Origin of the sequence: Microbacterium fluminis (assembly GCF_051549805.1) — a bacterium.
Taxonomy (GTDB): domain Bacteria; phylum Actinomycetota; class Actinomycetes; order Actinomycetales; family Microbacteriaceae; genus Microbacterium.
On the sequence record NZ_CP196042.1, the window covers coordinates 2,073,096 to 2,098,722 of the forward strand.

General features: G+C 72.9%; 13 protein-coding genes and 2 riboswitches. Of the genes, 5 read left to right on the plus strand and 8 right to left on the minus strand.

Annotated features, from left to right (window positions below):
* Nucleotides 1-135: 135 nt before the first annotated feature.
* Genes ACSJDX_RS10065 through ACSJDX_RS10090 form a run of 6 tightly spaced genes read right to left on the minus strand, consistent with a single transcriptional unit; the run spans nucleotide 136 to nucleotide 6,908 of the window.
* Entirely contained in the window at nucleotides 136-1,083 is a 948-nt protein-coding gene (locus ACSJDX_RS10065; protein ID WP_438352546.1) for a glycosyltransferase family 2 protein, read from the minus strand.
* Between the two features lie 35 nt (nucleotides 1,084-1,118).
* A complete protein-coding gene (locus tag ACSJDX_RS10070; protein ID WP_438352547.1) occupies nucleotides 1,119-2,264 on the minus strand; it encodes a cysteine desulfurase family protein in 1,146 nt (381 codons plus the stop codon).
* An 8-nt stretch (nucleotides 2,265-2,272) separates the two neighbouring features.
* Complete coding sequence (gene nadC / locus ACSJDX_RS10075; RefSeq protein ID WP_438352548.1) at nucleotides 2,273-3,133, minus strand: carboxylating nicotinate-nucleotide diphosphorylase; 861 nt, start codon at nucleotides 3,131-3,133, stop codon at nucleotides 2,273-2,275.
* Nucleotides 3,127-4,845: an L-aspartate oxidase gene (nadB, locus tag ACSJDX_RS10080; protein ID WP_438352549.1), complete on the minus strand. Its 1,719-nt coding sequence runs from the start codon at nucleotides 4,843-4,845 to the stop codon at nucleotides 3,127-3,129. The genes nadC and nadB overlap by 7 nt, the downstream gene beginning before the upstream one ends.
* Nucleotides 4,842-6,155, minus strand: coding sequence for a quinolinate synthase NadA (gene nadA, locus ACSJDX_RS10085; protein WP_438352550.1), 1,314 nt, complete (start codon nucleotides 6,153-6,155; stop codon nucleotides 4,842-4,844). Before nadA ends, nadB begins: the two co-directional genes overlap by 4 nt.
* A 57-nt stretch (nucleotides 6,156-6,212) precedes the next feature.
* Entirely contained in the window at nucleotides 6,213-6,908 is a 696-nt protein-coding gene (locus ACSJDX_RS10090; RefSeq protein WP_438352551.1) for an NUDIX hydrolase, read from the minus strand.
* 91 nt (nucleotides 6,909-6,999) lie between these two features.
* Between ACSJDX_RS10090 and ACSJDX_RS10095 the strand changes: the two genes are divergently transcribed.
* A complete protein-coding gene (locus ACSJDX_RS10095; protein ID WP_438352552.1) occupies nucleotides 7,000-8,172 on the plus strand; it encodes a MarP family serine protease in 1,173 nt (390 codons plus the stop codon).
* Between the two features lie 31 nt (nucleotides 8,173-8,203).
* Here ACSJDX_RS10095 and ACSJDX_RS10100 read toward each other — a convergent pair whose 3' ends face one another.
* A complete protein-coding gene (locus ACSJDX_RS10100; RefSeq protein ID WP_438352553.1) occupies nucleotides 8,204-10,795 on the minus strand; it encodes a LuxR C-terminal-related transcriptional regulator in 2,592 nt (863 codons plus the stop codon).
* A gap of 97 nt (nucleotides 10,796-10,892) precedes the next feature.
* On the opposite strand from ACSJDX_RS10100, the gene ACSJDX_RS10105 reads away from it, so the two are divergent.
* The 4 genes from ACSJDX_RS10105 to gcvP all read left to right on the plus strand — a co-directional run bounded on the left by ACSJDX_RS10105 (nucleotide 10,893) and on the right by gcvP (nucleotide 24,435).
* The gene (locus tag ACSJDX_RS10105) at nucleotides 10,893-19,748 is read left to right on the plus strand and encodes a beta strand repeat-containing protein (RefSeq protein ID WP_438352554.1); all 8,856 of its coding nucleotides are present in this window, start codon (nucleotides 10,893-10,895) and stop codon (nucleotides 19,746-19,748) included.
* Nucleotides 19,749-19,785: 37 nt separating this feature from the next.
* A riboswitch (glycine riboswitch) is annotated at nucleotides 19,786-19,882 on the plus strand.
* A riboswitch (glycine riboswitch) is annotated at nucleotides 19,883-20,002 on the plus strand. It abuts the riboswitch before it with no gap.
* Nucleotides 20,003-20,048: 46 nt separating this feature from the next.
* Complete coding sequence (gene gcvT, locus ACSJDX_RS10110) at nucleotides 20,049-21,161, plus strand: glycine cleavage system aminomethyltransferase GcvT (protein ID WP_438352555.1); 1,113 nt, start codon at nucleotides 20,049-20,051, stop codon at nucleotides 21,159-21,161.
* Nucleotides 21,158-21,541, plus strand: coding sequence for a glycine cleavage system protein GcvH (gene gcvH, locus ACSJDX_RS10115; RefSeq protein WP_438352556.1), 384 nt, complete (start codon nucleotides 21,158-21,160; stop codon nucleotides 21,539-21,541). Before gcvT ends, gcvH begins: the two co-directional genes overlap by 4 nt.
* A gap of 59 nt (nucleotides 21,542-21,600) precedes the next feature.
* Nucleotides 21,601-24,435 (plus strand): aminomethyl-transferring glycine dehydrogenase, encoded by a 2,835-nt coding sequence (gcvP, locus tag ACSJDX_RS10120; RefSeq protein WP_438354970.1) that lies wholly within the window; start codon nucleotides 21,601-21,603, stop codon nucleotides 24,433-24,435.
* Nucleotides 24,436-24,518: 83 nt separating this feature from the next.
* On the opposite strand, the gene ACSJDX_RS10125 is transcribed toward gcvP, so the two are convergent.
* Nucleotides 24,519-25,469 (minus strand): type IV toxin-antitoxin system AbiEi family antitoxin domain-containing protein, encoded by a 951-nt coding sequence (locus tag ACSJDX_RS10125; RefSeq protein WP_438352557.1) that lies wholly within the window; start codon nucleotides 25,467-25,469, stop codon nucleotides 24,519-24,521.
* Nucleotides 25,470-25,627 lie beyond the last annotated feature (158 nt).

The following is a 25,627-nucleotide window of genomic DNA, read 5'->3' on the forward strand; positions in this document are numbered from 1 at the left end:
ATCCCGGTCTCTGGGGAGGAGTCGAACTTCGTCCGAGTTGCGCCGATGTGCGGCGTCAGCCTCGATCGAGACCGCACATCGGCGCAACTGACTGATGGAGGCGGCGAGAACGGCGCATCGGCGCCCGGGCGCGGGCTACCAGAGAAGGGCGGCGGAGACGACGGGGGAGGCGGATGCCTCGGGGGCGCGGTCGCGCAGTGCGCGGAGGAAGGCGCCCATCGCGCGGCGGTAGCCGTCGTCGGGGTGGGTGCGGGCGATCTCGACGAGCGGCGGCACGTCCATCGCGAGGATGAGGCGCACGCGGGCGCGCACCGCATCGGCGTGCCCCGCGGCATCCAGCACCTCGATCCCTCCGGTCAGCGCCCCGAGGTAGTCGTGCAGGACGGGCAGTGCGTCCTTGCGCTGGGTGATCGAGCTGCCGTCGGCGCGTTCCCGCCACTCGACGACGACGTCGGGGATGACGTCGAAGGTCCGGGCCCGCGTGTACAGCTGCTGGGCGACGACCTGGTCCTCGTAGAGGCGCCCGACGGGGAAGCGCAGCCCGCTGCGCCGCCACAGGTCGATGCGGCTCACCTTCGACCACGCGACGATGTTGCCGGATGCCGCGGGGTGGGCGTCGAGGGTCGTGCCGATGCGTGCGGGGTCGGTCGCGGCGGCGACCCAGGGCTGCACTCCGCCCGCGGCGTATCCGCCGTCGCCGTCGGGGCGCAGCCGCACGTACGCGCCCACCGCGAGGTCGCTGCCGCTCACGGCGACCGTCCCGACGAGGCGTTCGAGCGCGCGCGGGGTCATCCGATCGTCGGCGTCGAGGAAGCCGACGAACGGGGTCTCGACGAGCTCGAGCCCGGTGTTGCGGCCGGCGCCCAGCCCCCGGCGGCGGTCGTGGTGCACGACCCGGAACCGGTCGTCGGCCGCCGCGGCCGCCTCGAAGATCTCACCGGTGGCGTCGGCGGAGGCGTCGTCGACGAGCACCGCCGTCCAATCGGGCATCGTCTGCGCCTGCAGCGACGCGAGAGCCTCATCGGCGTATTCCGCGACGTCGAATCCCGGCACGATCACGGTGACGGAGGGTCGGGAGCTCACCGGCCGATTCTATGGTCGACGCCGACCCTCTCGGCTCACGGGTTCACCGCGGCGACGGATGCTGCGACCGCCGCGGCGACGGCGTCCATCGGCCCGCGCGTGCCGTGCGCGAAGGTGAACCGCACCGCGGTCTGCGCCACCTCGGCGGGGATGCCCATCGCGAGCAGCACGTGCGAGGGCTCGTCGCTGCCCGCCGCGCACGCCGACCCGCTCGAGGAGACGATGCCGCGGCGCTCGAGCTCCAGCAGCACCGCCTCGCCGCTCGTGCCGGCGAAGGTGAAGCTCGCCGTCCCGGGGAGCCGGTGCTCCGGGTGACCCGTGAGGCGGGCCGACGGCACGGTGCGCAGCACCTCGGCGATGAAGGCGGCGCGGAGCTCGGTGACGGCGTCGGCGTCGGCGGCGCGTTCGGCCTCCGCCAGCTCGAGCGCCGTCGCGAGACCCACGGCGCCCGCGACGTCCTCCGTTCCGCTGCGGCGCCCGTTCTCCTGCCCGCCGCCGTGCAGCAGCGGTTCGAGAGGGATGCGGCTGCGCACGCCCAGCGCGCCCGTGCCCTTCGGGGCGCCCAGCTTGTGGCCCGCGATCGAGATCGCGTCCGCACCGAGGTCGGCGGCCGACAGCGACAGCCATCCGGCGGCCTGCACCGCGTCGACGTGCACCGGCACGCCGCGCGCGGACGCACGCACCGCCGCGACGATGGCGGCGACGTCCTGCACGGTGCCGACCTCGTTGTTCGCATAGCCGAGCGTCACGAGCGCCGTGTCCGGCCGGACCGCCGCGGCGACCGCCTCCGGGTCGACGCGGGCCGCAGCATCCACCGGCACGCGCGTGACGTCGAATCCGTGCACGCGCTCGAGGTGGGCGGCCGACTCGAGGATCGACTCGTGCTCGATCGGCGTGGTGACGACGTGCCTCGCGTCCCGCCCGAGTCGTGCGGCGATCGCGATGCCCTTCACCGCGAGGTTGTTGGCCTCGGTGCCGCCCGAGGTGAACACGACGTCGGAGCGCCGCATCCCGAGCATGTGCGCGACGCGCGATCGGGCGTCGTCCAGGGCCTCCGCCGCGGACTCGCCGACGGTGTGGTGGCTGGAGGGGTTGCCGAACCGGTCGGTGAGGAACGGCATCATCGCCGCGAGCACCTCGGGGCGCACCGGGGTGGTCGCGGCGTTGTCGAGGTAGCGCATGGGGCGGGTCAGCCCGCGTCTTCGATGCGGATGTCGAGCCCCAGGTCGAGCGCGGGCGCCGAGTGGGTGAGCGCGCCGACCGAGATGACGTCGACCCCGGTCTCGGCGATCGCGCGCACCGTGCCGAGGGTGACGCCGCCGGAGGCCTCGACCGTCGCGCGACCGGCGACCAGCTCGACGCCGCGGCGGAGGTCGTCGAGCGAGAAGTTGTCGAGCATGATCGTGCCGATGCCCGCGGCGAGCACAGGCTCGATCTGGTCGATGCGGTCGACCTCGACCTCGACGTGCGTGGTGTGCGACAGCCGGGCCATCGCGCCCTGCAGTGCCTGCGTGACCGACACGCCGCGCTGGGCGAGCACGGCGAGGTGGTTGTCCTTGGCCATCACGGCGTCCGACAGCGAGTACCGGTGGTTGTGCCCGCCGCCGCTCGTCACCGCATGGCGTTCGAAGGCGCGCAGGCCCGGAGTCGTCTTTCGGGTGTCGACGATGCGCGCCCCGGTGTGGGCGACCTCGGCGACGTAGCGCGCCGTGAGGGTCGCGATGCCCGACATGCGCTGCGAGAAGTTGAGGCCGATCCGCTCGGCCGTGAGCACGGCGCGCGCCGGCCCCGTCACGGTGGCCAGCACCGCGCCGGGCTCGAACGCGTCGCCGTCGCGGGCGACGAGGTCGACGACGATGGCGGGGTCGGTCAGGCGGAACGCCGCGGCGAACACATCGCCCCCGCTGAAGACGCCGGGCTCGCGGGCGACGAGGTCGCACGTGGCGACCGCCGTCGCGGGGATGAGGGCCTCACTCGTGAGGTCGCCCCACGGGGCGTCCTCCTCGAGCGCGGCGGCGACGGCCCGGTCGATCGTGGCGCGGGTCAGCATGCGACGGCCTCCGGTGCGGCGGTGCGGGCGGGTCGCTCGTCAGAACTCCACGGTTCCAGCGCAGCGGCGGCAGCTGCGTCGACGGTGGGCGCGGCGACGGGGGCGGGCGCCGCGTCGGGGCTGTCGCTGCGGAAGTGCGCGCCGACCGACTCCCGGCGGGCGAGCGCCGCGTCGACGAGCTGCGCGGCCACGACGAGCAGGTTCTCGTCCTCGAACTCGGCCTCCGTGACGGGGTGCCGCTCCGCGGCACGCCACGAGGCGAGGACGGATGCCGCGTGCTCCAGTCCGTGCGCGTCGCGGACGAGTCCGGCATCCGCCCACATCAGCTGCTGCAGCGCGCGCCGCGAGAACTCCGGGACCTGCTCGCCTGACGCGAACGGCCCCTCCGCGGCGCCCGGGAGGGCGTGTCGCGTCGGGTGAGCGGCTGCGGTGAAGGCAGCGGGCCAGGCGCCGGATGCCGCATCCGCCGCGATCACGGAGCCGGCGCGGGCGCCGAACACAGCGCCCTCCAGGAGCGAGTTCGAGGCGAGGCGGTTGGCGCCGTGGACGCCGGTGCGGGCGACCTCACCGACGGCGTACAGACCGGGAATCGTCGTGCGGCCGTCGAGGTCGGTGACCACGCCGCCCATCAGGTAGTGCGCGGCGGGGGTCATCGGGATCGGGTCGACCGCCCAGTCCAGGCCCCGGTCGCGCACGGCGGCGTCGATCGTCGGGAACCGTCGGGCGAGGAACGCGCGCCGCTCGGCCACGGTGGGGCGGAGCCCCGTCGCGTCGAGGCGCACGGAGCCTCCCCGGGCCATCTCGGCCGCGATGGCCCGGGCGACGACGTCGCGGGGGGCTAGCTCGCCGTCGGGGTGCGCGTCGAAGACGAAGCGGCGCCCGTGCGCGTCGATCAGCGTGGCGCCCTCCCCCCGGACCGCCTCCGACACGAGGAACGCGTCGTCGGCCGACCCCGACGCGCCGTCGCCGGTGTCGTGCGTCCCGCCTTCCAGGACGGTCGGGTGAAACTGGAAGAACTCGAGATCGGCCACCGCCGCCCCCGCGCGGATCGCGGCCGCGATGCCGTCGCCGGTCGCGACCTCGGGATTGGTCGTGTGCGCGTACAGCTGCCCCGCGCCCCCGGTCGCGAGCACCACGGCGTCGGCCGGCACCCTCTCGCGGCGCCCCGTGACGCCGGGTGCGTCGCCGACGAGCAGCTCGACGCCGCGCACGCGACCCTTCGGCGCGCTCATGGACCGCTCCACCACGAGGTCGACGAGGAACGCGTGCTCGATGACCCGCACGTGCGAGGCGCGCAGCCGCGCGACGAGCGCCTTCTCGATCGCGGTGCCCGTGGCGTCCCCGCCCGCGTGCAGGATGCGGGGGTAGGAGTGGGCGGCCTCGAGCCCCTTGACCCACTCGCCGTCGGCGCCGCGGTCGAAGGCGACGCCGAGGGCGACGAGCTCGCGGATGCGGTCGGGGCCCTCTTCGACGAGCACGCGCACGGCCTCGGGGTCCGCGAGCCCGGCACCGGCGACGAGCGTGTCGCGCACGTGGTCGGCGACGCGGTCGTCGGCGAACATCACGCCGGCGATGCCGCCCTGCGCGTAGCGGGTGTTGGCGTGCTCGAGCACGTCCTTCGTGACGAGCGTGACGCGGCATCCGGTCTCCACCGCGTGGAGGGCCACGGTGAGCCCGGCGATACCGCTGCCGACCACGAGCACGTCGATCACGGCCGGGCCGCCAGCATCCGCTCGAGCGCGACACGGGCCGGGTCGGCCACGTCGGCGGGAACCCGGATGCGGTTGCGCACCTCGCCGTCGACGAGCCCCTCCAGCACCCACGCGAGGTAGCCGGGGTGGATGCGGTACATCGTCGAGCACGGGCACACGACCGGGTCGAGGCAGAAGACCTCGTGCTGCGGGAACTGCGCCGCGAGGCGCTGCACGAGGTTCACCTCGGTGCCGATCGCGAACGTCGTGGGCTCCGTCGCCGCGGCGATCGCCTTGCGGATGTAGTCGGTCGACCCCGCCTCGTCCGCGGCATCCACCACCTCCATCGGGCACTCCGGGTGCACGATGACCCGCACACCGGGGTGCTCGGCGCGTGCCTTGTCGATCTGCGCGACCGAGAAGCGGCGGTGCACCGAGCAGAATCCGTGCCACAGGATCACGCGCGCGTCCTCGAGGGTCGCCTCGGAGGAGCCGCCGAGCGGCTTGCGCGGGTTCCACATCGGCATCTGCTCGAGCGGCACGCCCATCGCCTTGGCCGTGTTGCGGCCGAGGTGCTGGTCGGGGAAGAACAGCACGCGGCGTCCGCGGGCGAACGCCCACTCCAGCACCGTCCGGGCGTTCGACGACGTGCAGACGATGCCACCGTGCCGGCCGACGAAGCCTTTGATCGCCGCGGAGGAGTTCATATAGGTCACCGGCACGACGGGGACCAGACCGTCGGCATCCGTCGTCTCCATGTCGCCGTACAGCTCCTCGAGCTGCTCCCAGCACTCCTCGACCTGGTCGATGTCGGCCATGTCGGCCATGGAGCAGCCCGCGGCGAGGTTGGGGAGGATGACCGCCTGCGACGGCTGCGACAGCAGGTCGGCGGTCTCGGCCATGAAGTGCACGCCGCAGAAGACGATCGCCTCGGCATCGGGGTGCTCGAGCGCGGCGTTGGCGAGCTGGAACGAGTCGCCGACGTAGTCGGCGTGGCGGACGACCTCCTCGCGCTGGTAGAAGTGCCCGAGCACGACGACCCGGTCGCCCAGCGTCGCCTTGGCGGCGCGGATGCGGGCGTCGAGCTCGTCCTCGGAGGCATCGCGGTAGAGCTGCGGGAGCTCGCCCTGTCGCGGCGCCCCGGTGGGGATCACATCGCCCATCGAGGAGCCCGGACCGTAGCCGGGACGCGTGTCGAAGGTCCACGGTCCCTCGGCGAGGTCGGTGTTGCACGTCTCGGCGGTGAGGTCGCCCGCGACGATCGCGCGGATCTCATGGTCGACGGAAGGATCGATCGGCCGCGGCTGGAGCGTGATCTGGGTGGCGGACATGGCGTCGGCTTTCTTCGGGTGGTGCGGGATTCTTCGGTGGGAAGCAGGGTGACGGGCTCAGCGCCGCGCGGCGACGGGCCCGGCGTCGGCGAGTTCGACGTCGCGGTTGTAGCGGTAGAGGCGGGCGGGCCGATGGCTTCCGGTGCGGAATCCGTCGGTGCGGATGAGCGAGTCGGATGCCTCGGCCTGCCGCCGGAAGTTCGCCGGGTCGAGCCGGCGGTCGAGGATCGACTCGTACACCTCGCGCAGCTCGGCGATGGTGAACTCGTCCGCGAGGAGGCCGTGCGCGATGCGGCTGTAGCCGACCTTGTTGCGCAGGCGCCACAGGGCGTATTCGACGATGTGGTTGTGGTCGAACGCCAGCTCGGGGAGCGAGGCCGCGTCGAACCACGCGGTGTTCTCGGGCGAGTCGACGCCTTCGACCTCGTCGGGCCGCAGCAGCGCCCAGTAGACGATCGACACGACCCGCGTGGGGGAGCGGTCGACGTCGCCGAACGCGTACAGCTGCTCGAGATAGCTGGGCGCCAGCCCGGTGGTCTCGGCGAGGGTGCGGGATGCCGCGGCATCCAGACTCTCCGAATGGTCGAGCCAGCCGCCGGGCAGCGCACGCCGGCCCTCGTACGGGTCGCGCGTGCGGGTGACGAGGGGGAGCACGACGAGGGGGCGGCCGTCGGCATCGCGGCGCAGGCTGAAGATGACCGTCGAGACGGCGACGCGGGTCGCGTCGATTAGGGGGACATCGGTTCGTGTCATGGTGACTCTTACTCCTCGTCCCGAGCTTAGTGTCACTCTGACCTGAAGTGCAAGTCACAGGATCGATCCCTACGCTGTTCGCGGAGGTGCCGTGGACGTCGTCGATGTGCTGTTGATCATCCTGCTCGTGGGGTCGCTGGTGCTGGGCATCCAGCGCGGCCTGGTGGCGAGCATCGGCGTGCTGATCGGACTGGTCGCCGGCGCCTTCGCGGCGTTCTGGCTCATGCCCGTCGTCAACGGCGCCTGGCCGTGGCCCTCGTCGCGCATCGCCGCGGTGATCGCCGTCGGCGTCGTGCTCGTCGTGGTCGGCGCGGCGATCGGAGGAGCGATCGGCGCATTCCTGCGTCGTGGCGTCGACCGCATCAAGCTGCGCGGGATCGACCGCGCGCTGGGCGGGGTGGGGAGCGTCGTCGTCGCCGCGCTCGTGATGTCGGTCGTCGGCACGAGCGTCGCCGCGACCGGCACGCCCGTGATCTCCTCGGCGGTGGCGTCCTCCCGCGTGCTCGGCGTGATCTCCGACATCACCCCGGCGCCCGTGGCCGCAGCCGTGGCCCAGCTGCGCTCGGCCGTGATGGACCAGGGGATCCCGCAGCTCGGCGCGCTCCTTGGCGGAGAGGTGCAGCCCACGTCGCCCCCCGTGGCGCTCGACGATCCCGCACTGCAGGCGGCCGCGGCATCCGTCGCCCGCGTCTCGGGCACGGCGTTCGCGTGCGGCCGCAGCCTCACCGGCTCGGGGTTCGTCGTCGCCGCCGACCGTGTGATCACGAACGCGCACGTCGTGGCGGGGGTGACCACGCCGGTCGTGGAGCTGCCCGGGCGACCGGCGCGCGACGGCCGCGTGGTGTACTTCGATCCTGTGGTGGACCTGGCGGTCGTCGCCGTCGACGGTCTGGATGCCCCGGCGCTGCCGATCTCGTCGACCATGCCGCCGGGTGCGACCGGCGCCGTGCAGGGGTACCCGTACGGCGGACCGTTCACGAGCGTCAACGCCGCCGTGCTGTCCTCGGGTGTCGCCCCCGTGCCCGACATCTACAACGGCTCCTCGGCGCCGCGTGACATCTACGCGCTGACGGCCGTCGTGCACCCCGGCAATTCGGGCGGTCCGCTGCTCACGTCGACGGGTGCGGCCGCGGGCGTCGTGTTCGCGCGCGCCGAGAACGACCCCAACCGCGGCTACGCGATGACGCCCGACGCGTTCGGGCCCGTCGTGACGGCCGCGCCGACCCTGAGCGCGGCGGTGTCGACGGGGACCTGCACGTCGTAGGGCGGGGTGCCGGCACCCGGTGGGCGAGAAGTCAGCCGGATGCTCCGCCGTCGAGTGCGGCCCGCAGCTCATCGCGTCCGCTCACTCCGAGCTTGCGGTACGCGCTCGCGAGGTGGTTCTCGACCGTGCGCAGCGACAGTCCGAGCCGCTCGGCGATCTCGCGGTTGCGCTCCCGCGCCGCCGCGGCGGTGGCGACCGACCACTCGCGCGCGCTGAGCACGTCGCCGGCGTCGGCGCGGGCGGGAGACGGCGACAGGCGCACCGCGATGCGACTCGCCGTGACGCGGGCCTGTCGGGCGAGATCGGTCGAGCCGGCGGCCCGGGCGACCCCCAGTGCCTGGAGTGCCGCGTCGTACGCGCCGGCGTGGAGCCCCGCGGCATCCATCGCGTCGGCCGCACGGAGCAGCTGCGCACCGTCGCGTCCCGCCAGGGCTTCGCCGTGCGCGAGGATCAGGCCCACGACGGATGCCTCGGGCCGCGACGGCGACGCCGAGAGCGCGACCAGCGCTCCATCGGCGACACCCATGCGGATCGCGGCATGCGCCGCGAATGCGAGCCAGACGTCGTGACCGGTGCCGGCCGCACGCTCGAGCGCGCGCGTCAGCGGCGCGGTGGGGTCGGTGGCCCCCGCGCGGTACGCGATCCACGATTCCGCCTCGGCAAGCTGGAGGTCGGCGAGCACGACCGTGCGCAAGGCGGGATCGACGGCGCCGAGCGCGGTCGTGGCGGCGGCGCGGTCACCGCGCTGCGCGACGATCGCGACGCGGAGGCCGTGCGCGGCGCCCAGCACCGCGATGAGGTCACGCCAGGCGAGCTGGTCGACGGCGACCGTGGCGTGCGTGACCGCCCGGTCGAGCTGACCGCTCTGATACTGCAGGAACGCCGCGCCGTAGTTCCACATGCCGGCGCCTTCGCTCACGGCGCGTGAACTGCGGGCGGTCATGGCCTCCCGCGCCCGATCGAGGTCGCCGTCGAGGGCGTCGAGCGCGAGCTCGGCGAAGTCGAACAGCTCGCCGACGTGACGCACGAAGGGCGCCGCCGCCTCCGCGAACGGGCGACCCGCCGCGATCGCCGCGCGGGCAGCTGTCGTGCGCCCCGCCAGCACACCGGTGAGCGTGGCCACCAGGTGCGGGTCGAGCGCGGTCGCCGCCGTCGCGGCCGCGGAGTCCGAGACGGGAGCACCGGCCACGGGCGCCTCGTGCGGAGCCCCGATCATGATGCGCCATTTCGCGGTGGCGCCCAACAGGAACGCGCGCGCGTCGGGACTCGTCAGCGACGCGAGGGCGGCCTGCTCGATCTCGGTGGCGCGGCGCGGATCCCGACGCCGGATGGCCCAGTACTGGCTCGCGCGGGAGCCCGTCAGCGCCACGCCCGCGTCGTCGTTCGACGCCGCGAGCGCGGCGTCGAACGCGGCATCCGCCTCGTCGTGTCGTCCCAGCAGCCACAGCGACTCGCCGCGCAGGATGAGGGCCTCCAGCGGTGGCGGCTCCCCGCGCGCAGCCGCCAGCGCATCGGCGCGCTCCGCCAGCCTCACGGCGTCGGGGTGCGCCCCGCGGACCGTGGCGGCGTGCGCGGCCCACGCGATCTCGGCCGTCGGGGGCGGCGCGGTGGTCTCCGACAGGAGCAGCGCCCGCGCGAGGCGGTCCTCGTCGCGCAGCGGGTCGAGCAGGTCCGCGGCCTGCCGCCGCCGCTCATCGCGGGCGTCCACGCCGAGGGCGCCTTCGATCGCCTCCGCGACCAGCGGTGCCACGATCGCGGCGGTCGTCGCCTCCAGCGCCACCAGTCCTCGGGCGTGCAGCGCGGTGAGGGATGCGGCGTCGAATCCGCCGCGCGGGAGCGCGCCCGCCACGGCGAGCAGTTCGAGCGCATGCCGTTCGGCGTCGGTCACGGGCTCTGTCCACTCGGCGACGAGCTCGGCGACGCGCGGGGGGAGGGCCGGGGTGTCGATGACGACACCGCGGGCACTCGGGTGCAGCTGCCCCGTCTGACGGGCCTGGTCGAGCAGAAGGCGCAGGAAGAGCGGGTTCCCCGCACCCCGCCCGACGGTCTCGATCAGACTCTCGGGGGCGACCGCGTCGCCGACCAGACACTCGACGAGCGTCGCCGCCGCGGAATCGTCCAGGGGGAGCACGGGCACGCGCTCGGCGAGGCCCTCGTCCTCCAGGCGGCGCAGGGCATCGGCGAGAACCCAGCCTCGCCGGGTCGTCAGGATCACCCGCACGCCGTAGGCGCGGACGAGCTGGTGGATCGCGGCGGCCGACTGCTCGTCGAGCCACATCGCGTCGTCGACCACGATCACCGTGCGGGCGGTGCCCCGCGCCAGCCGGGCGAACAGTCGCTGCAGGCGGTGGTCGACCGCTTCGTCGGCGTGCGCGGTGACGTCGGCGCGCGCGAGCAGGGGGGCGAGCGCGCCCAGCGGCACCTCGCGGAGCGCGGGGAGGGCGGATGCCGCGAGCACATCGAGGTCTCGTCTGCCGAGATCGGCGGCGACGTCGGCGGCGAGCGAACCGACGCCCATCCCGACCGAACCCTCCAGGATCCAGGCGCGCCCTCGGCGTGCGTGGACGAGATCGGCCAGCGCGACCGCCCGTGCCCCCGCATCCATGGTGGACGTCTCCCGCACGCTGCTCAGTATGCAGGACGTGGATCCTGCGGCCCGTATCGCCGGTAGGTGGTTTCCACTCAGATCAGCGGCGGGTCCGTTACGTGAGAATCTTCTCATGTTCATCGGGGGAGCGCGGGATGCTGCGCGCGCAGTCAGTCGATCGTGGTGGCGCCTCGCGCTCGTGCAGCTGCTGCTGACGCTCGCGATCGCAGCCGTGGCCGGGCTGGTCGCCGTGGTGCTGCGCGCCGCCGCGTCCGACCTGTATGCGTGGGCCGCTGCGGATCCCTCGGCCACCGAGTCGCGTGCCGTCGGAATCGCCTCGCTCTCGGCTGTGGTGCTGCTCGCGCTCAGCCTTCCGCTCGCCGTGGCGAGCCTCGCGGCCTCGGCGCGCCTCGCCGATCTGGCGCTCGCCGGCGGCGGCACCCGCCTGGGCGCGGCCCTGCGGATGGGGCTCCGCGCGACGCCGCAGGCCCTGTCGGCCGTCGCGGTCGCCCTCGCCCTGCTGATCCTGGCCCTCGTGCTCGCACCGGTGCTGAGCGTGATCGGCCTGGTCGGACTGGCGGTGATCGCCGTCCGCAGCCGACTCCGCCGGACGAACGCGGGAGTGGGCGCCACGACCTGGCGTCGCTGGATCGTCCTGGCCGTGCCGTTCGGCGCCCAGTGGCGCGTGGCCGCGCCGGCGATCCTCCTCGTTCCCGCCGCGGTGCTCGAGCGGGCCTGGCCGGTGCGCGCCCTCCGCGCCGCCGATCGCGCCGCGGCGGGGCACCGCTGGGTGATCCTCGGATGCTGGAGTGCGGCCGTCGCGGCCGTCTCCATCGTCGTCGGGATGCTCGTCTGGCTCGCCGCGCTCGGCGGCGGCGACGCGGCCTCGTCGCTCGTGGGGGGCGTGCTGCAGCTCCTGGCGGTGCCGATCCCGGTCGTCGTCGCCGTCGCGCTCTATCGTCGGGGAGCGGGTCCGACGGGACGCGTCTACCCGGCGCCTCACGGAGCGCCGTCCGTCGCGCGCACGGCGCCGATGATGCCCGTCATGGCGCGCGTCGCCACCGCGATCGTGGTCTCGCTCGTCGTGCCTCTGGGCGTGGTCGCGACCACCGCGACGGCCGCGTCCGCGGCGCCCCCGGCATCCTCCGCCCGCCTCTCGATCACGGTCACCTCGGCCGCAGACACGACGGACGCGACGGCGCTCTCGACCCAGCGCGACAGCTGCGCCACGGGCGGGCGCGACTGCACGCTCCGCGCCGCGCTCGCCCTCGCCGAGCAGGCGGCCGCCGACGGCAGCGTCGGCGCGACCATCGACATCAGCGGTGGCCCGACGATCGCGCTCACCGCTCCGCTGACCTTCGCACCCGACGCGCTCGCGCCGACCGGGACGGCGCCCATTCCGACCCCGTCGGAGACGCCTCCGTCCGAGACGCCCCCGGCGGTGTCCGACACGCCCGCGCCCGAAGGCACGCCCGCAGCCATCGGTACCCCGGCGCCGACCGAGGCCCCCGCAGCGCCCGTCGAGACCGCCCCGGCCGCGGCACCGGCACCCACCGGCACGACCGCTCTCGCCGTGCAGCCCGCGATGGCGGTGCAGCAGGTGCCCGCTGCGGCGCCCGCGATCACTGCCGGACTGCTCGAGATCGTCGGCCACGGCACGGTCCTGGACGGCGGCGGCGTCATGCAGATCCTCTCCGTCACGAGCGAGTACTGGAATCTCTCCGTCGCGAGCACGACCTTCACGCGCGGATACAGCTCCACGTTCGCCGGCGGACTGCTTGCCGGCGTGCCGCAGACGACGCTCACAGGCGTGGTCGTGTCGTCCAACTCCGCCGGGTACGGCGGCGCCGGCGTCTTCGCCCGCGGAATCGACGTCTCCGCCAGTTCCTTCCTCGACAACACCGCGACCGGGTGGAGCAGCTCGACGCTCGGCGGAGCGATCCGCGCGACCGGCACCACCACCGTGACGAACTCCACCTTCGGCGGCAACAGCATCGGCGACCAGTACACGACGGGCACCAACCAGGGCACCGACGTCTACGCCGACGCCGACATGACGGTGGTCAACTCGACCTTCGTCGACTCCCGCGGCGGCTCGCTCGCGAGTCCGAACGCCACGTCATCCGTGCGCAACTCCGTCTTCTCGACCGACCGTTCGCAGGGCGCCTTCGTGTGCTCCGGCCGCTTCACGGGTGCGAACAACGTCATGCCGCAGGGCGACTCCTCGTGCCCCGGCACGACGGGCCAGCGCCTCTCGACGCCGGTGGTCGGAGCCCGCAGCACCGCCGGCAGGGTTCCGGTCTACCCGCTGGTCCCGACCGGCAACCCCGCCGTCCGCGCCGGCTCCGAATGCCCCGCGACCGACGCGCTGGGCACCGCGCGCCCGGCGCAGGGCTGCGACCTCGGCGCGGTCGAGATCGACGGCGGCACGGCGACGACCGCCTCGGTCGAGCCCGACGGGTCGGTCTTCGGCCGGGCCACCTTCCGCGCCGTCGTCACCGCGACCTCCGGCGCGCAGCCGGCGGGCTCGGTCACCTTCACCGTCGGCGGCCAGACCTACGGGCCGATCACCGTGACCCCGGGCGCGGGCGGAGCCGCGGCATCCGTCGTCGTCTCGGGCCTGCGCGGCGGCACGTCCTACGACTACTCCGCCGCCTTCACGGCCGCCGCGCCCTTCCGCGACAGCGCTGCCGCGACCCAGTCGTACGCGGTGTCGCGACAGGCGGTCGATGTGACCCTCGCCTGCGCCACGGGAACCCCCGCCGACGTGTGCACCGGCAGCGACTGGGTGATGACGGATGCCGCGACCCTGTCGCTCGCGATCACCGCCGCCGACGATCGGGCGGGATCCGTCGTGATCGCGGCCGACCCGGCTGGAGCGACCGTTCTCGCGGGCCCCGTGGCCGTCGCCGACGGCGTCGCGACGATCGACCTGTCCGGCAGCGCGCTCGGACACGGTCAGTACCGCCTGTACGCGCTCTACACGAGCGACGACGGGCAGCACGCCGGCACGCCCGCGCAGCAGCCCACGCTCTCGGTGCGCCGCGCCGCGACCGTCTCGCTCACGGTCGCCGCGCCGGGCGCCGTCTACGGCGACGGCGTCGCGGGCACGGCCACGGTCACGGTCACGGGCGTGGGCCCCGCTCCCACCGGACGCGTCACGGTCGGCGGCCACATCGTCGACCTCGGTCCCACCGGCACCGCGACCGTCGACATCAGCCGCATGGCGATCGGCACCACCGCCGTGTCGGCGCGGTACGAGGGTGACGCGGTCTACGCGCCGGTCACCTCGCGCGACGTGCACTTCGCCGTGACCGCCGCGACCACGCGGACACGGATCACCGGCATCGCTCCGCAGGGGGCGCAGGTCGGGCAAGCCCTCACCGTGGGCGTGACCGTCTCGGCGGACGCCCCCAGCACCGCAGACCCGTTCGGCACGCTGAAGGTTCTCTCCGACGGTGCGGAGATCACCGGGGCGACCGTCACGCGCACCGCCGGATCGGGGCAGGGCGTCGCCACATTCGCGATCGTCCTTCCGGCCGATGCGCTCGTCTCGGGCGCGCATGCGCTGTCGGTCGTCTTTATCGGCGAAATGGCGTTCGGTGACTCCGCAGCCGCCGCCCAGGATGTCACGGTCGCCGCCGCAGCCACCACCACGACGCTCACGACCTCCGGCTCCCCGCTCACATGGGACGGCCAGGTCGCACTCACGGCGACCGTCGACGCGCCGACGACGTCACGCGTGCCCGGGGGATCGATCGTCTTCTCGGCCGGCACCACCGTGCTCGGCACCGTCGCCGTCGCGGCGTGCGCCGGTGCGAATCCAGACGGGTGCGCGACGGCGTCGCTCACGGTCCCCGCCCGCACCCTGGGCCTCGGCTCGGTCGCGCTCACCGCGCGCTACACCGGCGGCGGCGATTTCGCGGGCTCCGCCAGCGCCGCCGTGGCCACGGTCGTCGAGCGCGCGACCCCCACTCTCACTCTCACCGCCCCGCGCACCGCCCCGTTCGGCTCCGCGTCGTCGATCGCCGTCCGGGTCGCGGCGGGCACCGTGACCCCGACCACCGGCACCGTCGTGGTGACCGCCACGGGCACCGCCGGCACGGTCACGCTGGGGACGGTGACGCTCGTCGACGGCGAGGGCACCCTCGTGGTGGCCGCCGACGCCCTGCCCGTGGGTGACTACGCGCTCACGGCGCAGTTCGCCGGGGACACCGCTTTCGCCGCCGCGTCGGCGACCGCATCGCTCACCGTCCGCGCGGCGAACACGAACACCGCATTCACCACCGGCGCCGCGACCTCCGTGCCGTTCGGCGGCTCGCTCGACGTCGGCGTCACGGTCTCCAACACCGACCTCGGCCACGCGCCCGAGGGCGTCGTCGTGCTCACGTGGCAGGGCATCGAGGTCGGTCGCACGACGCTGAGCGCCGCCGACGACACGTCGAGCTCCGGCATCCGTCGAACCGTCGTCACCGCCCGTTTCGGCGAGCCGATCTCGTTCTCCTACGCGGGGCTGCTCAAGGCGCAGTTCATCGGGGCGCCGGGCTTCGGAGACTCCGCCGTCGCCCCGGGCGGAAGCGTCACGGGAGCCCTGCCGGTCACCGTCACGCCGCTGCAGGCGGTCGTATCGGTCACCACCACGGCGGTGCTCGGCAGCACGCTCGGCGCCGACGTCACCGTCGCCCTCCCGGGCGCCCCGGCCGGCTACTACCCGCAGGGGCAGATCGTCTTCGAGGTCACCAGCGGTCACGGCACCTCCGACACCGTCAACGCACCGGTCGTGAACGGCCGGGCGACACTCGCCGGCACCCGCCTCGGCGCCATGCCCGTCGACATCGCCGGCGGCTGGACCGTGCGCGCCCGCTACCTCAAGTCCGACCCCGACACGCGCTACGAGGTGGTCGCCCCGAACGACTTCGCATTCTCGGCCGTGCAGGTCGGTGCCGGCACATCAGCGGTGACGGTCACCGCCCCGGCCACCGTCGACGACGGGATGCCCCTCACCCTGCCCGTGCGGATCGCCGGCGCCGTGTCGGCCGGCGGCACCGTGTCGCTGTTCGGGGGAGGCGCGAACATCCAGTACGGAGACGCCGCCCCGGTGGTGAACGGCAGTGCCACTCTCAGCGTCACGCTGCCCGCCGTCATGCCGCTGGGCACGGCGACGACGTTCGAGGTGCGCTACTCGGGCGACGGCACGCTGGATGCGTCGACGTCCGCCCCGTTCACCGTCACGCTGGTTCCCGCCGCGACGACCGTCACGCTCAGCACCGCGATGGGCCTCTCCGATCCTGTGCCCGGGCTGCTCACCGGCAAGGTCACCTATGTCGCGCACACCGGCAGCGCGCGCGGTCCCGTCGACGGCTTCGTGACCCTGACGCGCGACTCGATCCCGATCGCCTCCGGACGCGTCGACGAGAACGGCTACGCGAGGCTCACCGTGACGCCCGATGTCGTGTGGGCGGGGTCGATCGTCGCCACGTTCCGGCCGTCGGCCGGCCGGATGGCCCTCAGCACGGCGAGCCTCGCGCACTCCTGGATCGCGGCTCCCGCCGCGGTGACGCTCTTCACCGAGAACCCGACGTCGGCCGGCGGATACAAGAAGGTCACGGCCTCCGTGCGCTACGCCACCGAGCAGCAGCCGTACGCGTTCGCCGACGCGCTGCCGGCTCGCGCACCCAACGGCCAGGTCACGATCGACGACGGTGCGGGGGCGACGTGCATCGCCTACCTTCAGCCCGACGCGGGCGCCGGACCGCTGACCGCCACCGGCAGCTGCTACGTCGCCTACCGTGCGATCGGCACGCGCGCCCTCGCGGTCTCCTACAGCGGCGACGAGGCGTACGCCCCCGCCGCCATCACGCACACCGTCTCGGTCGGGCGCGGCACGCCCTCCGTGAACCTGTACGTCACCGGCACCGACTGGGCGGGATCGAGCACGCTCCCCGTCCGCTGGGAGGTGCGCGGCCCGAGCCAGACCCTCGACGGCGGCACCGTGACGGTGCTGCGCGGTGACACCGTCGTGTGCACGTCGCTCGCGTTGAGCGGATCGTGCGGCGTCGCACTGCCGGCCTTCGCCGACCGGCAGGGTGCGCTCTTCACGCTCCGCTACAGCGGCACCGCACTGTGGGCGGGCGACTCCGCCCAGGTGCAGGGCCAGGTCGTCACCTGCGTGCCCCTCGGCGCCGTCGGCTCGAGCCCGCAGGACTCCGCGACCGTCACGCTGTTCGGCTCGCCGAACTGCGCCGGGGGCACCGGGTACCTCACCAACGACGTCTTCCGCCTCTCCGCGACCGCCGCGGCGAACCGGGCGATCACGGGGGTCGCGATCAACGGTGTCCTGGTGAACAACGCCCAGATCTCCGGCGACGGGAAGACCGCCTACCTCGAGACGACGCCATGGCTGACGCAGATCGGCGGGGTCGTGCAGCCCATGACGATCGACGTGCGCACCGACTTCGCGTGCGTGCCGGTGGTCGTCGGCGCCGCGGGCATCGCCGACCGTCTCACCGCGCTGAACATGGTGCGCTTCACTCCGCAACGCGGCTGCAACGGCGGCGCCGTCACCGTCCGCGGCGGCAACTACCTCGTACCGACCGCGCTGGTCGACACGTCGTTCAAGATCGGCAGCACCGTGCCGGTGTCGATCGACACCGCCGCCATCCCCGCGCACATGCAGTTCGTGGGCTGGCGGGGCATGCAGGGCCCGAACGCCCGCGCGACCAAGACCGACATCGTCATCACCCCGACGACGACCGAGATCATCGCCGACTTCGCGCCCATCTGCTACGCCGGCATCGCGTCCGCCGTGCAACCGGCGGGCGGCACGATCACCCTCGACACCCCCGCGCCCAACTGCACAGACCCCGTGACCGGTGTGCAGGGGTGGCTCTGGGGCACGCGGGCCTCCGGCGTGCTCACCGACGCCCTCTACGGCGCCCGCACGTTCTTCGAGTCGTGGAGCGGAGACACGTCGCGTGTCGCGTTCGGCTCGGAGGGCTGGTCGACGGATGCCGCGACCCGCAAGCCGTCCTACCATCGGTCGTTCTCGTACAGCATCACGGACAAGCCCTTCCAGATCGCCGCGTCGTACGGCACGTGCGTGCAGCTGTCGAGCGAGATCCGCGGCGACACGTCGGGGGGCACGCTCGGCTCGATCCGATTCGACACCCCGTCCAACTGCCCCGCCGGCAAGGGACAGGCGACGGCGCCCTGGTACCGCGCCGGCACGTCCGTGGGCGTCACTGCTGTCTCCGGCACGAGCAAGCTGGGGTTCCTCGGCTGGAGCGGCTTCCCGCTCCCCAACGGCGAGATCCAGCACAAGACCGTCTCCACGGTGCTCGTGGCCGATACGACGGCCGTGGCATCCTACGGTTCCAACTCCAACTGCCGCCCGCTGTCGGTGAGCGCCCAGCCTGCCGGTGCGCTGACGCTCGACACCACCTTCTCCCTCGGTGCGAACGCCTGCGACGCCGCGTACCACAGCGGCAACTTCTACGACCAGGGAGTCAGCGGCAACGGCATCCTCATCAACGCACGACCCGCGACCCCCGCGGCGCAGGGCGCCGAGGTCGTCTTCGCCTGGGCCACCTCCCCACCGGGATCCGGGTCGGGTCAGGCTCCGACGATCAGCAACGTGTGGTCGCGGTCGTCGCAGCTCAACGAGCTGTTCTACGGCAACTCGCAGGTCGTCGCGTACGCGTGCGAGTTCGTGAAGGTCGACGCGCTCGTGACGGCGCCCGACGGCACGCCCGTGGCAGGGGCGGGAGCGGCGAACAACGCGCCGGCGGCGACCTCGCAGCTGAAGAACTTCGTCGGCACGACGCCCGCCGACTGCGCCACGGGCGGCGATCCTCGCTCCGGCTGGGGCGGCTACGCCTGGCAGGTCGGCACGCAGCTGCTGCCGATCGTGACCGCCGACCCCGTCGCCTACAAGTTCCTCGGCTGGTCGGGCGACGTGACGGGCACGGGTGAGACGCCGAACGCACCGGTGAATCTCGTCGGCGCCGGGCACACGGCAGAAGGGTCCTCCTTCCACTACAGCGTGCGGGCCACCTTCCAGGCGATCTGCTACACCCTCTCTCTGCCCTCCGACGCCGAAAAGCTCGAGGTCATCACCGCGCCCAACTGCCCGGGTGTCGACGCCGCGAGGCGCATGTACCTCGGCGGGACCAACGTGGTCGTGCACGCCGCCGATGCCGGCGGTGCCCTGTTCCGGAACTGGGTCAGCGGCACCGACGCCATCGACGCCGACCCGCGCTGGGCGTCCGTCTCGATGACGAGCGACAAGACGCTCGTACCGTACTACTCGAGCAAGTCGGTCGCGGAGCAGCTGTCGACCTTCGGCGGCCAGGTCGGCGACGTGCTCGCGGTGTCGTCGAAGAAGCTCGTGGGGATCGCCTCGGCGACCATGGCCTCGTTCATGAAGCTCGTGGTGGCCAAGGTGAGCCTCGTCACCGACGGCATCGGGTACCTCGCGCAGGGACTGGAGCTCCTGGGTGTGCACGGCGCCGCGATCGACGGCATGAAGACCGCCTCGTCGATGATGAACTCCGTGCTGTCGATGTTCTGGGCGCCGATGGACTGCATGACCGCGTGGTCGGCAGGGGGCACGGACACCGTGTTCTACGCCGTGCAGAACCTCGTCGGATCGCTCGCCGTCGCGAAACTGTCGGCGGACGCGGCCACCAAGACCGTCAGCAACGTCGCCTCTTCGATCCCGAAGAACTCCCTCACCCAGCTGCTCGAGACGGCCCAGAAGGTGAAGGCGACGGTCGTGCCGATCGCATCGACTGCGGCGACCACATTGACCGCGGCCAAGGCCTCGTACGACGCCGGCAAGGACGGCAAGGTCGGTGTCGAGAGCAGCGCCTATGCCGCGTGGGGGTCGCAGCAGAGCTTGTCGGTGTACACATCGTGCATGTCGGGCAAGGCGGGGTCGGCGATGGACACGATCAACACGAGCCTCGACGCCGTGACCCCCATACGCTGAGCCGCTAGGCTGGGCGGCACAAGTCCACATCGGCCCCATGATCGTTGCGGGAGAGCCTCGGCCGAGTTCGGGCCGGGCACCGAAGGAGCAAGCCTCCCCGCCAATCTCTCAGGTACGCGTACCGCCGCGATCGGGCCACTCTGGAAAGCGAACGCCGGCGAGCCCGGCGCTCCGCCGACGGTGAAACCCGTGACATCCCTTCACTGAAACGGATGCCGCGGCGAAACTCTCAGGCCCATGACAGAGGGGGAGTTCTCAGGCACCGCCCGGTGCCGCCCCGCCCCGTGACCGGGAGAACTCATGACAGACCCCCGCACCACCCCGCTGCACGATCGCCACGCCGCTCTCGGTGCCTCCTTCACCGACTTCGGCGGCTGGTCGATGCCCGTGCGCTACACCTCCGACCTCGCCGAGCACCACGCCGTGCGCGAGGCCGCAGGTCTGTTCGACATCTCGCATATGGCCGAGTTCCTGGTGACCGGAGCCGATGCCGCCGCGTTCCTCGACTACGCCCTGGCCGGGCGCCTGTCGGCCATGACGGTCGGCAAGGCGAAGTACTCGCTCGTGCTCGCCGAGACCGGCGGCATCGTCGACGACGTCATCGTCTACCGCATCGCCGAGGACCGGTTCCTCGTGATCGCCAATGCGGCGAACCGGGATGCCGTGGCCGCCGCCTTCGCGGAGCGGGTCACCCGGGTCGCCGGGGCCGCCGTCGAGGACGTCACCGACCGGTTCGCGCTGATCGCCGTGCAAGGGCCGGCGGCCCGCACCATCCTCGAGTCGATGTCGGCGGTCGAGGCGGTCTCGCCCGCGCTGTCCGAGCTGTCCTACTACGCCTGGTCGTCGGCGACCTACGAGGGTGCGCCGCTGCTCATCGCCCGCACCGGGTACACCGGCGAGGACGGCTACGAGCTGCTCGTCCCGAACGCGCAGGCCGCATCGCTGTGGGACGCCGTGCTGGCGGCCGGCGCGCCGCATGGCCTCGTGCCGGCGGGACTCGCCGCCCGCGACACGCTGCGGCTGGAGGCGGGGATGCCGCTCTACGGCCACGAGCTCACGCTCGACACCGTTCCCGCCCAGGCGGGCCTGGGCCGCGTGGTGGTGATCGACAAGGACGACTTCGTCGGGAAGGCGGCGCTGTCCACCGTGATCGCCACCGACGCCCCGGTGCTCGTCGGACTCGTCTCCGACGGCAAGCGCGCCGGCCGCGCCGGCTACGACGTGTACGACGGCGACGAGCGGGTCGGCGAGATCTCCAGCGGTGCGCTCAGCCCGACGCGGCAGCATCCCGTCGCCATGGCCTTCGTCTCTCCGCGCGTGAGCGAACCCGGCACCACTCTGACCATCGACGTGCGCGGGACGAGGATCCCCGCCACCGTCACCGCCCTGCCCTTCTACCGGAGGAAGAAATGACCGATCTCGACAGCCTCAAGTACACCGCCGAGCACGAGTGGATCGCCTTCGACGGCGACACCGCCACCTTCGGCATCACCGACTACGCAGCCGACAAGCTCGGCGACGTCGTGTACGTCGACCTGCCGGCGGCCGGCTCCGACGTCGCCTCCGCGCAGGTGTGCGGCGAGATCGAATCCACCAAGTCGGTCGGCGAGCTCTACGCCCCGCTCACCGGCACGGTCGTCGAGATCAACCAGGCCGTGATCGACGACCCGTCGCTGGTCAACGCCGACCCCTACGGCGAAGGGTGGCTCGTGCGCATCACGACGGATGCCTCCACCTCCGACGGTCTCCTCGACCGCGCCGCATACGTGGCGCTCACGGGCGGCGAGGCGTGAGCGGCGGCCTCCCGTTCACGGCGCGTCACATCGGCCTCGGCGCCGAGGCGCAGCAGCGGATGCTCGAGGCGGTCGGCTACGACAGCCTCGACGCTCTCGTGCAGACGGCGGTGCCGGCATCCATCCATGTCGCTCCGCGCGCGACGAGCACGATCCCGCCGGCGGCCACCGAGGCCGAGGCGCTCGCCGAGCTGCGCGCGCTCGCGTCGCAGAACCGCGTCGCGCGGCCCATGATCGGACTCGGGTACTACGACACCTTCACGCCGTCGGTGATCGCCCGAAACGTGCTCGAGAACCCGTCGTGGTACACCGCGTACACGCCGTATCAGCCCGAGATCTCGCAGGGGCGCCTGGAGGCGCTCATCAACTTCCAGACGATGGTGACCGACCTCACGGGCCTCGCGACGGCGAACGCGTCGATGCTCGACGAATCCACCGCGGTGGTGGAGGGGATGCTGGTGGCCCGGCGCGCCTCGAGGTCGACGTCCGACCTGTTCCTCGTGGACGCCGACGCGCTGCCGCAGACGAAGGCCCTCCTGGCGCATCGCGCCGGGGCCGTCGGCATCCGCATCGTCGAGACGACGTTCGCCGACGGTCTGCCGGAGGACGCCGCGTTCGGCGCCTTCGTGCAGTATCCCGGCGCCACGGGCCGGGTGTGGGATCCGTCCGACGCGATCGCCGCCGTGCACGCCGCGGGCGGTGTCGTCGTGGTCGCCGCCGACCTCCTCGCGCTCACGCTGCTGCGCTCGCCCGGCTCGCTCGGGGCCGACGTCGCCGTCGGAACGACGCAGCGCTTCGGCGTGCCGCTCGGCTTCGGCGGTCCGCACGCCGGGTACATGGCGGTGCGGGCGGGTCTCGAGCGGCAGCTCCCCGGGCGCCTCGTGGGCGTGTCCCAGGATGCCGCGGGCAACCCCGCGTACCGCCTGTCGCTCCAGACGCGCGAGCAGCACATCCGTCGCGAGAAGGCGACGTCGAACATCTGCACCGCGCAGGTGCTGCTCGCCGTGATGGCCGCGATGTACGCCGTCTATCACGGCCCGAACGGCCTGCGCGCGATCGCCGAAGACGTCGCGAAGAAGGCGGAGGCGCTCGCCGGACGCCTGCGCGAGTACGGGCTGACGCTCGCCTCCGACGCCTTCTTCGACACGCTGCGGGTGCACGTGCCCGGATCGGCGCAGCGCGTGATCGAACGGGCGCGCGAGCGCGGCTACCACCTCTTCCTCGCCGGCGACGGGTCGGTGGGGCTGTCGGTCGACGAGACCACCACCGCCGACGACCTCGCCGCCGTGGCATGGGCGTTCGGTCTGCCCGAGGGCGAGTTCCTCGGCGCCGGCGCGCAGGGCGAGCGGGTCGTGCCGTTCGGGGACGCCACGCCTCTGGCCGGTGTGGATGCGGTGCTGCATCGCGTCGAGTCGTACCTCCGGCATCCCGTGTTCAACACGCATCACAGCGAGACGGCGATGATGCGCTACCTCAAGCAGCTCGCCGATCGCGACTACGCGCTCGACCGCGGGATGATCCCGCTCGGCTCGTGCACGATGAAGCTCAACGCCGCCACCGAGATGGCGGCGGTGTCGTGGCCGGAGTTCTCGCAAATGCATCCCTTCGCCCCCGCGGCCGACGTCACCGGGTACCTCGCGATGATCGAGCAGCTCGAGACGTGGCTGGCGGAGGTGACCGGATACGACACGGTGTCGCTGCAGCCCAACGCGGGCTCGCAGGGCGAGCTCGCGGGGCTGCTCGCGATCCGCGGCTACCACCGGGCCAACGGCGACGCCGACCGCACGGTGTGCCTCATCCCCTCGTCCGCCCACGGCACCAATGCCGCGTCGGCGGTGCTCGCGGGCATGAAGGTCGTCGTCGTCGCGTGCGACGAGGCAGGCAACGTCGACCTCGACGACCTGCGGGCCAAGATCGCGGCACACGCCGAGACGCTGTCGGCGCTCATGATCACGTACCCGTCGACGCACGGGGTGTACGAGCACGACGTGCTCGAGATCACGCAGGCCGTGCACGACGCCGGCGGCCAGGTGTACGTCGACGGTGCGAACCTCAACGCTCTGCTGGGCTACGCCCGCTTCGGCGACCTCGGCGGCGACGTGTCGCACCTCAACCTGCACAAGACGTTCGCGATCCCGCACGGCGGTGGCGGACCCGGCGTGGGCCCCGTCGCGGCCAAGGCGCACCTCGCCCCCTATCTGCCGTCGCATCCGTTCGCGCAGCGCGCGGACCACGCCGGAGGCTACGTGTTCGACGGCGGACCGATCTCGGCGGCACCCTACGGATCCGCCGGCATCCTGCCGATCTCGTGGGCGTACGTGCGCATGATGGGCGCCGCCGGTCTGCGCGACGCCACGGCGGCGGCGGTGCTGTCGGCCAACTACATCGCGACGCGGCTGAAGCAGCACTTCCCGGTGCTGTACACGGGGGAGTCGGGTCTCGTCGCGCACGAGTGCATCCTCGACCTCCGCCCGCTGCGAGAGGAGACCGGGGTCACGGTCGACGACGTCGCGAAGCGGCTCATCGACTATGGCTTCCACGCTCCGACGATGTCGTTCCCGGTCGCGGGCACCCTCATGGTCGAGCCGACCGAGTCGGAGGACCTCGCCGAGCTCGACCGCTTCGTCGATGCCATGATCGCGATCAAGGCGGAGGCCATCGCCGTGGGCGCGGGGGAGTGGCCGGCCGACGACAATCCCCTCGTGAACGCCCCGCACACCGCCGAGGCGGTCGTCGTGGGCGAGTGGGAGCATCCGTACTCCCGTGAGACGGCCGTGTACCCCGTGCGGAGCGTCGTGCGCACGAAGTACTGGCCGCCCGTCCGGCGCATCGACCAGGCCTACGGCGACCGCAACCTCGTGTGCGCCTGCCCCCCGATCGAGGCCTTCGCCTAGCCGCCCCACCCCGTTCCAGCGAGACTGCACTCCCGCATCGAGACTGTGGCGGTGCACCGTTGTCTCGAAGCCGCAGTGCAGTCTCACTGTGCGAGAGCGGGTCCGAGCGTGCGGCGCAGGGAGAAGAGCTCGGCGTGGTCGCGGGCACGCTCGACGGGGAGGCCGGCCGACCGGAGGATGGCGGCCAGCGGTTCCACGGCCACGGCTTCGGCCCACCCCCAATGCGGCACGCTGCGTGCACCGTGGCGGAACAGGCGGGCATCGCGCTCGTGGCGTCGTCGCATGGCCTGCTGAGGATCCCCGAATCGGCCGTCGTACTTGAGATCGCCGTCGCCTTCACCGGCGACCGCGTACGTGGGCCACCACTTGTCGACGCGGTCCGGACCGATGGTGACCTGCAGTTCGGGCTCAGGGAATCCGAGCCATCCGATCACCGCTCGATCGATCGATTCGAGAGGTGACTCGGGCGCTGCATCGGCTCGTTCGAGAGCCCAACGCGCGTGCACGCGTCCGCGCGAAGAGGCGCGTGAGGCGTTCTCCTCGAGGAACGCCTCACGGGTGAGGTCGAGGTCGATGCGCAGAGCCGCATCGGCCACCGCGAGTCCGACGGCGTGATGCCGCAGCCGCGCGATGTCGACCACCGTGTCGTCGAGAGCGGTGACCCGTATGCCGTCGATCCACTCCTGCCCACGATTCGAGCGGGTCGAATGCAGCTGGATCTCGCCGACGTTCCGCGAGGGGCGTCCATCGTCGATCAGCAGGTGCACCGTTCGCGGGTCGCCGAAGATCGGCAGCCCTCTCACAACGGCCGCCGACTCGAGGCACACGGCCGCGTCGGGGTAGTGGATGAGCGCGGCGTGCACCCGAGCGAGATATCGGTCCCACGGAGTCAGCGCGCCCCATTCGGCCGCGTCCGCGTAGACGCCGCGAAGGACCCGCGCCAGGTCGCCGGACCTCGTCGATCGTGCCGCGTTGCGGTGCGTTCTCGCGGGAATCAAGGCGATCGGCGACTGCCTGCCACTGTCGATCAGCATGCGTCCAAGATCGCCCGTCAGCCGTGCCGCCCGACGCCTCACCGCGACATCTGTGGACGGCCCTCTCGCGAGGTCGCCCCGGGGAGGACTCGGCGACCTGCCGAGACTGCACTCCGGCATCGAGGCACAGGCGGTCCGCAGCGGTCTCGATGCCGGAG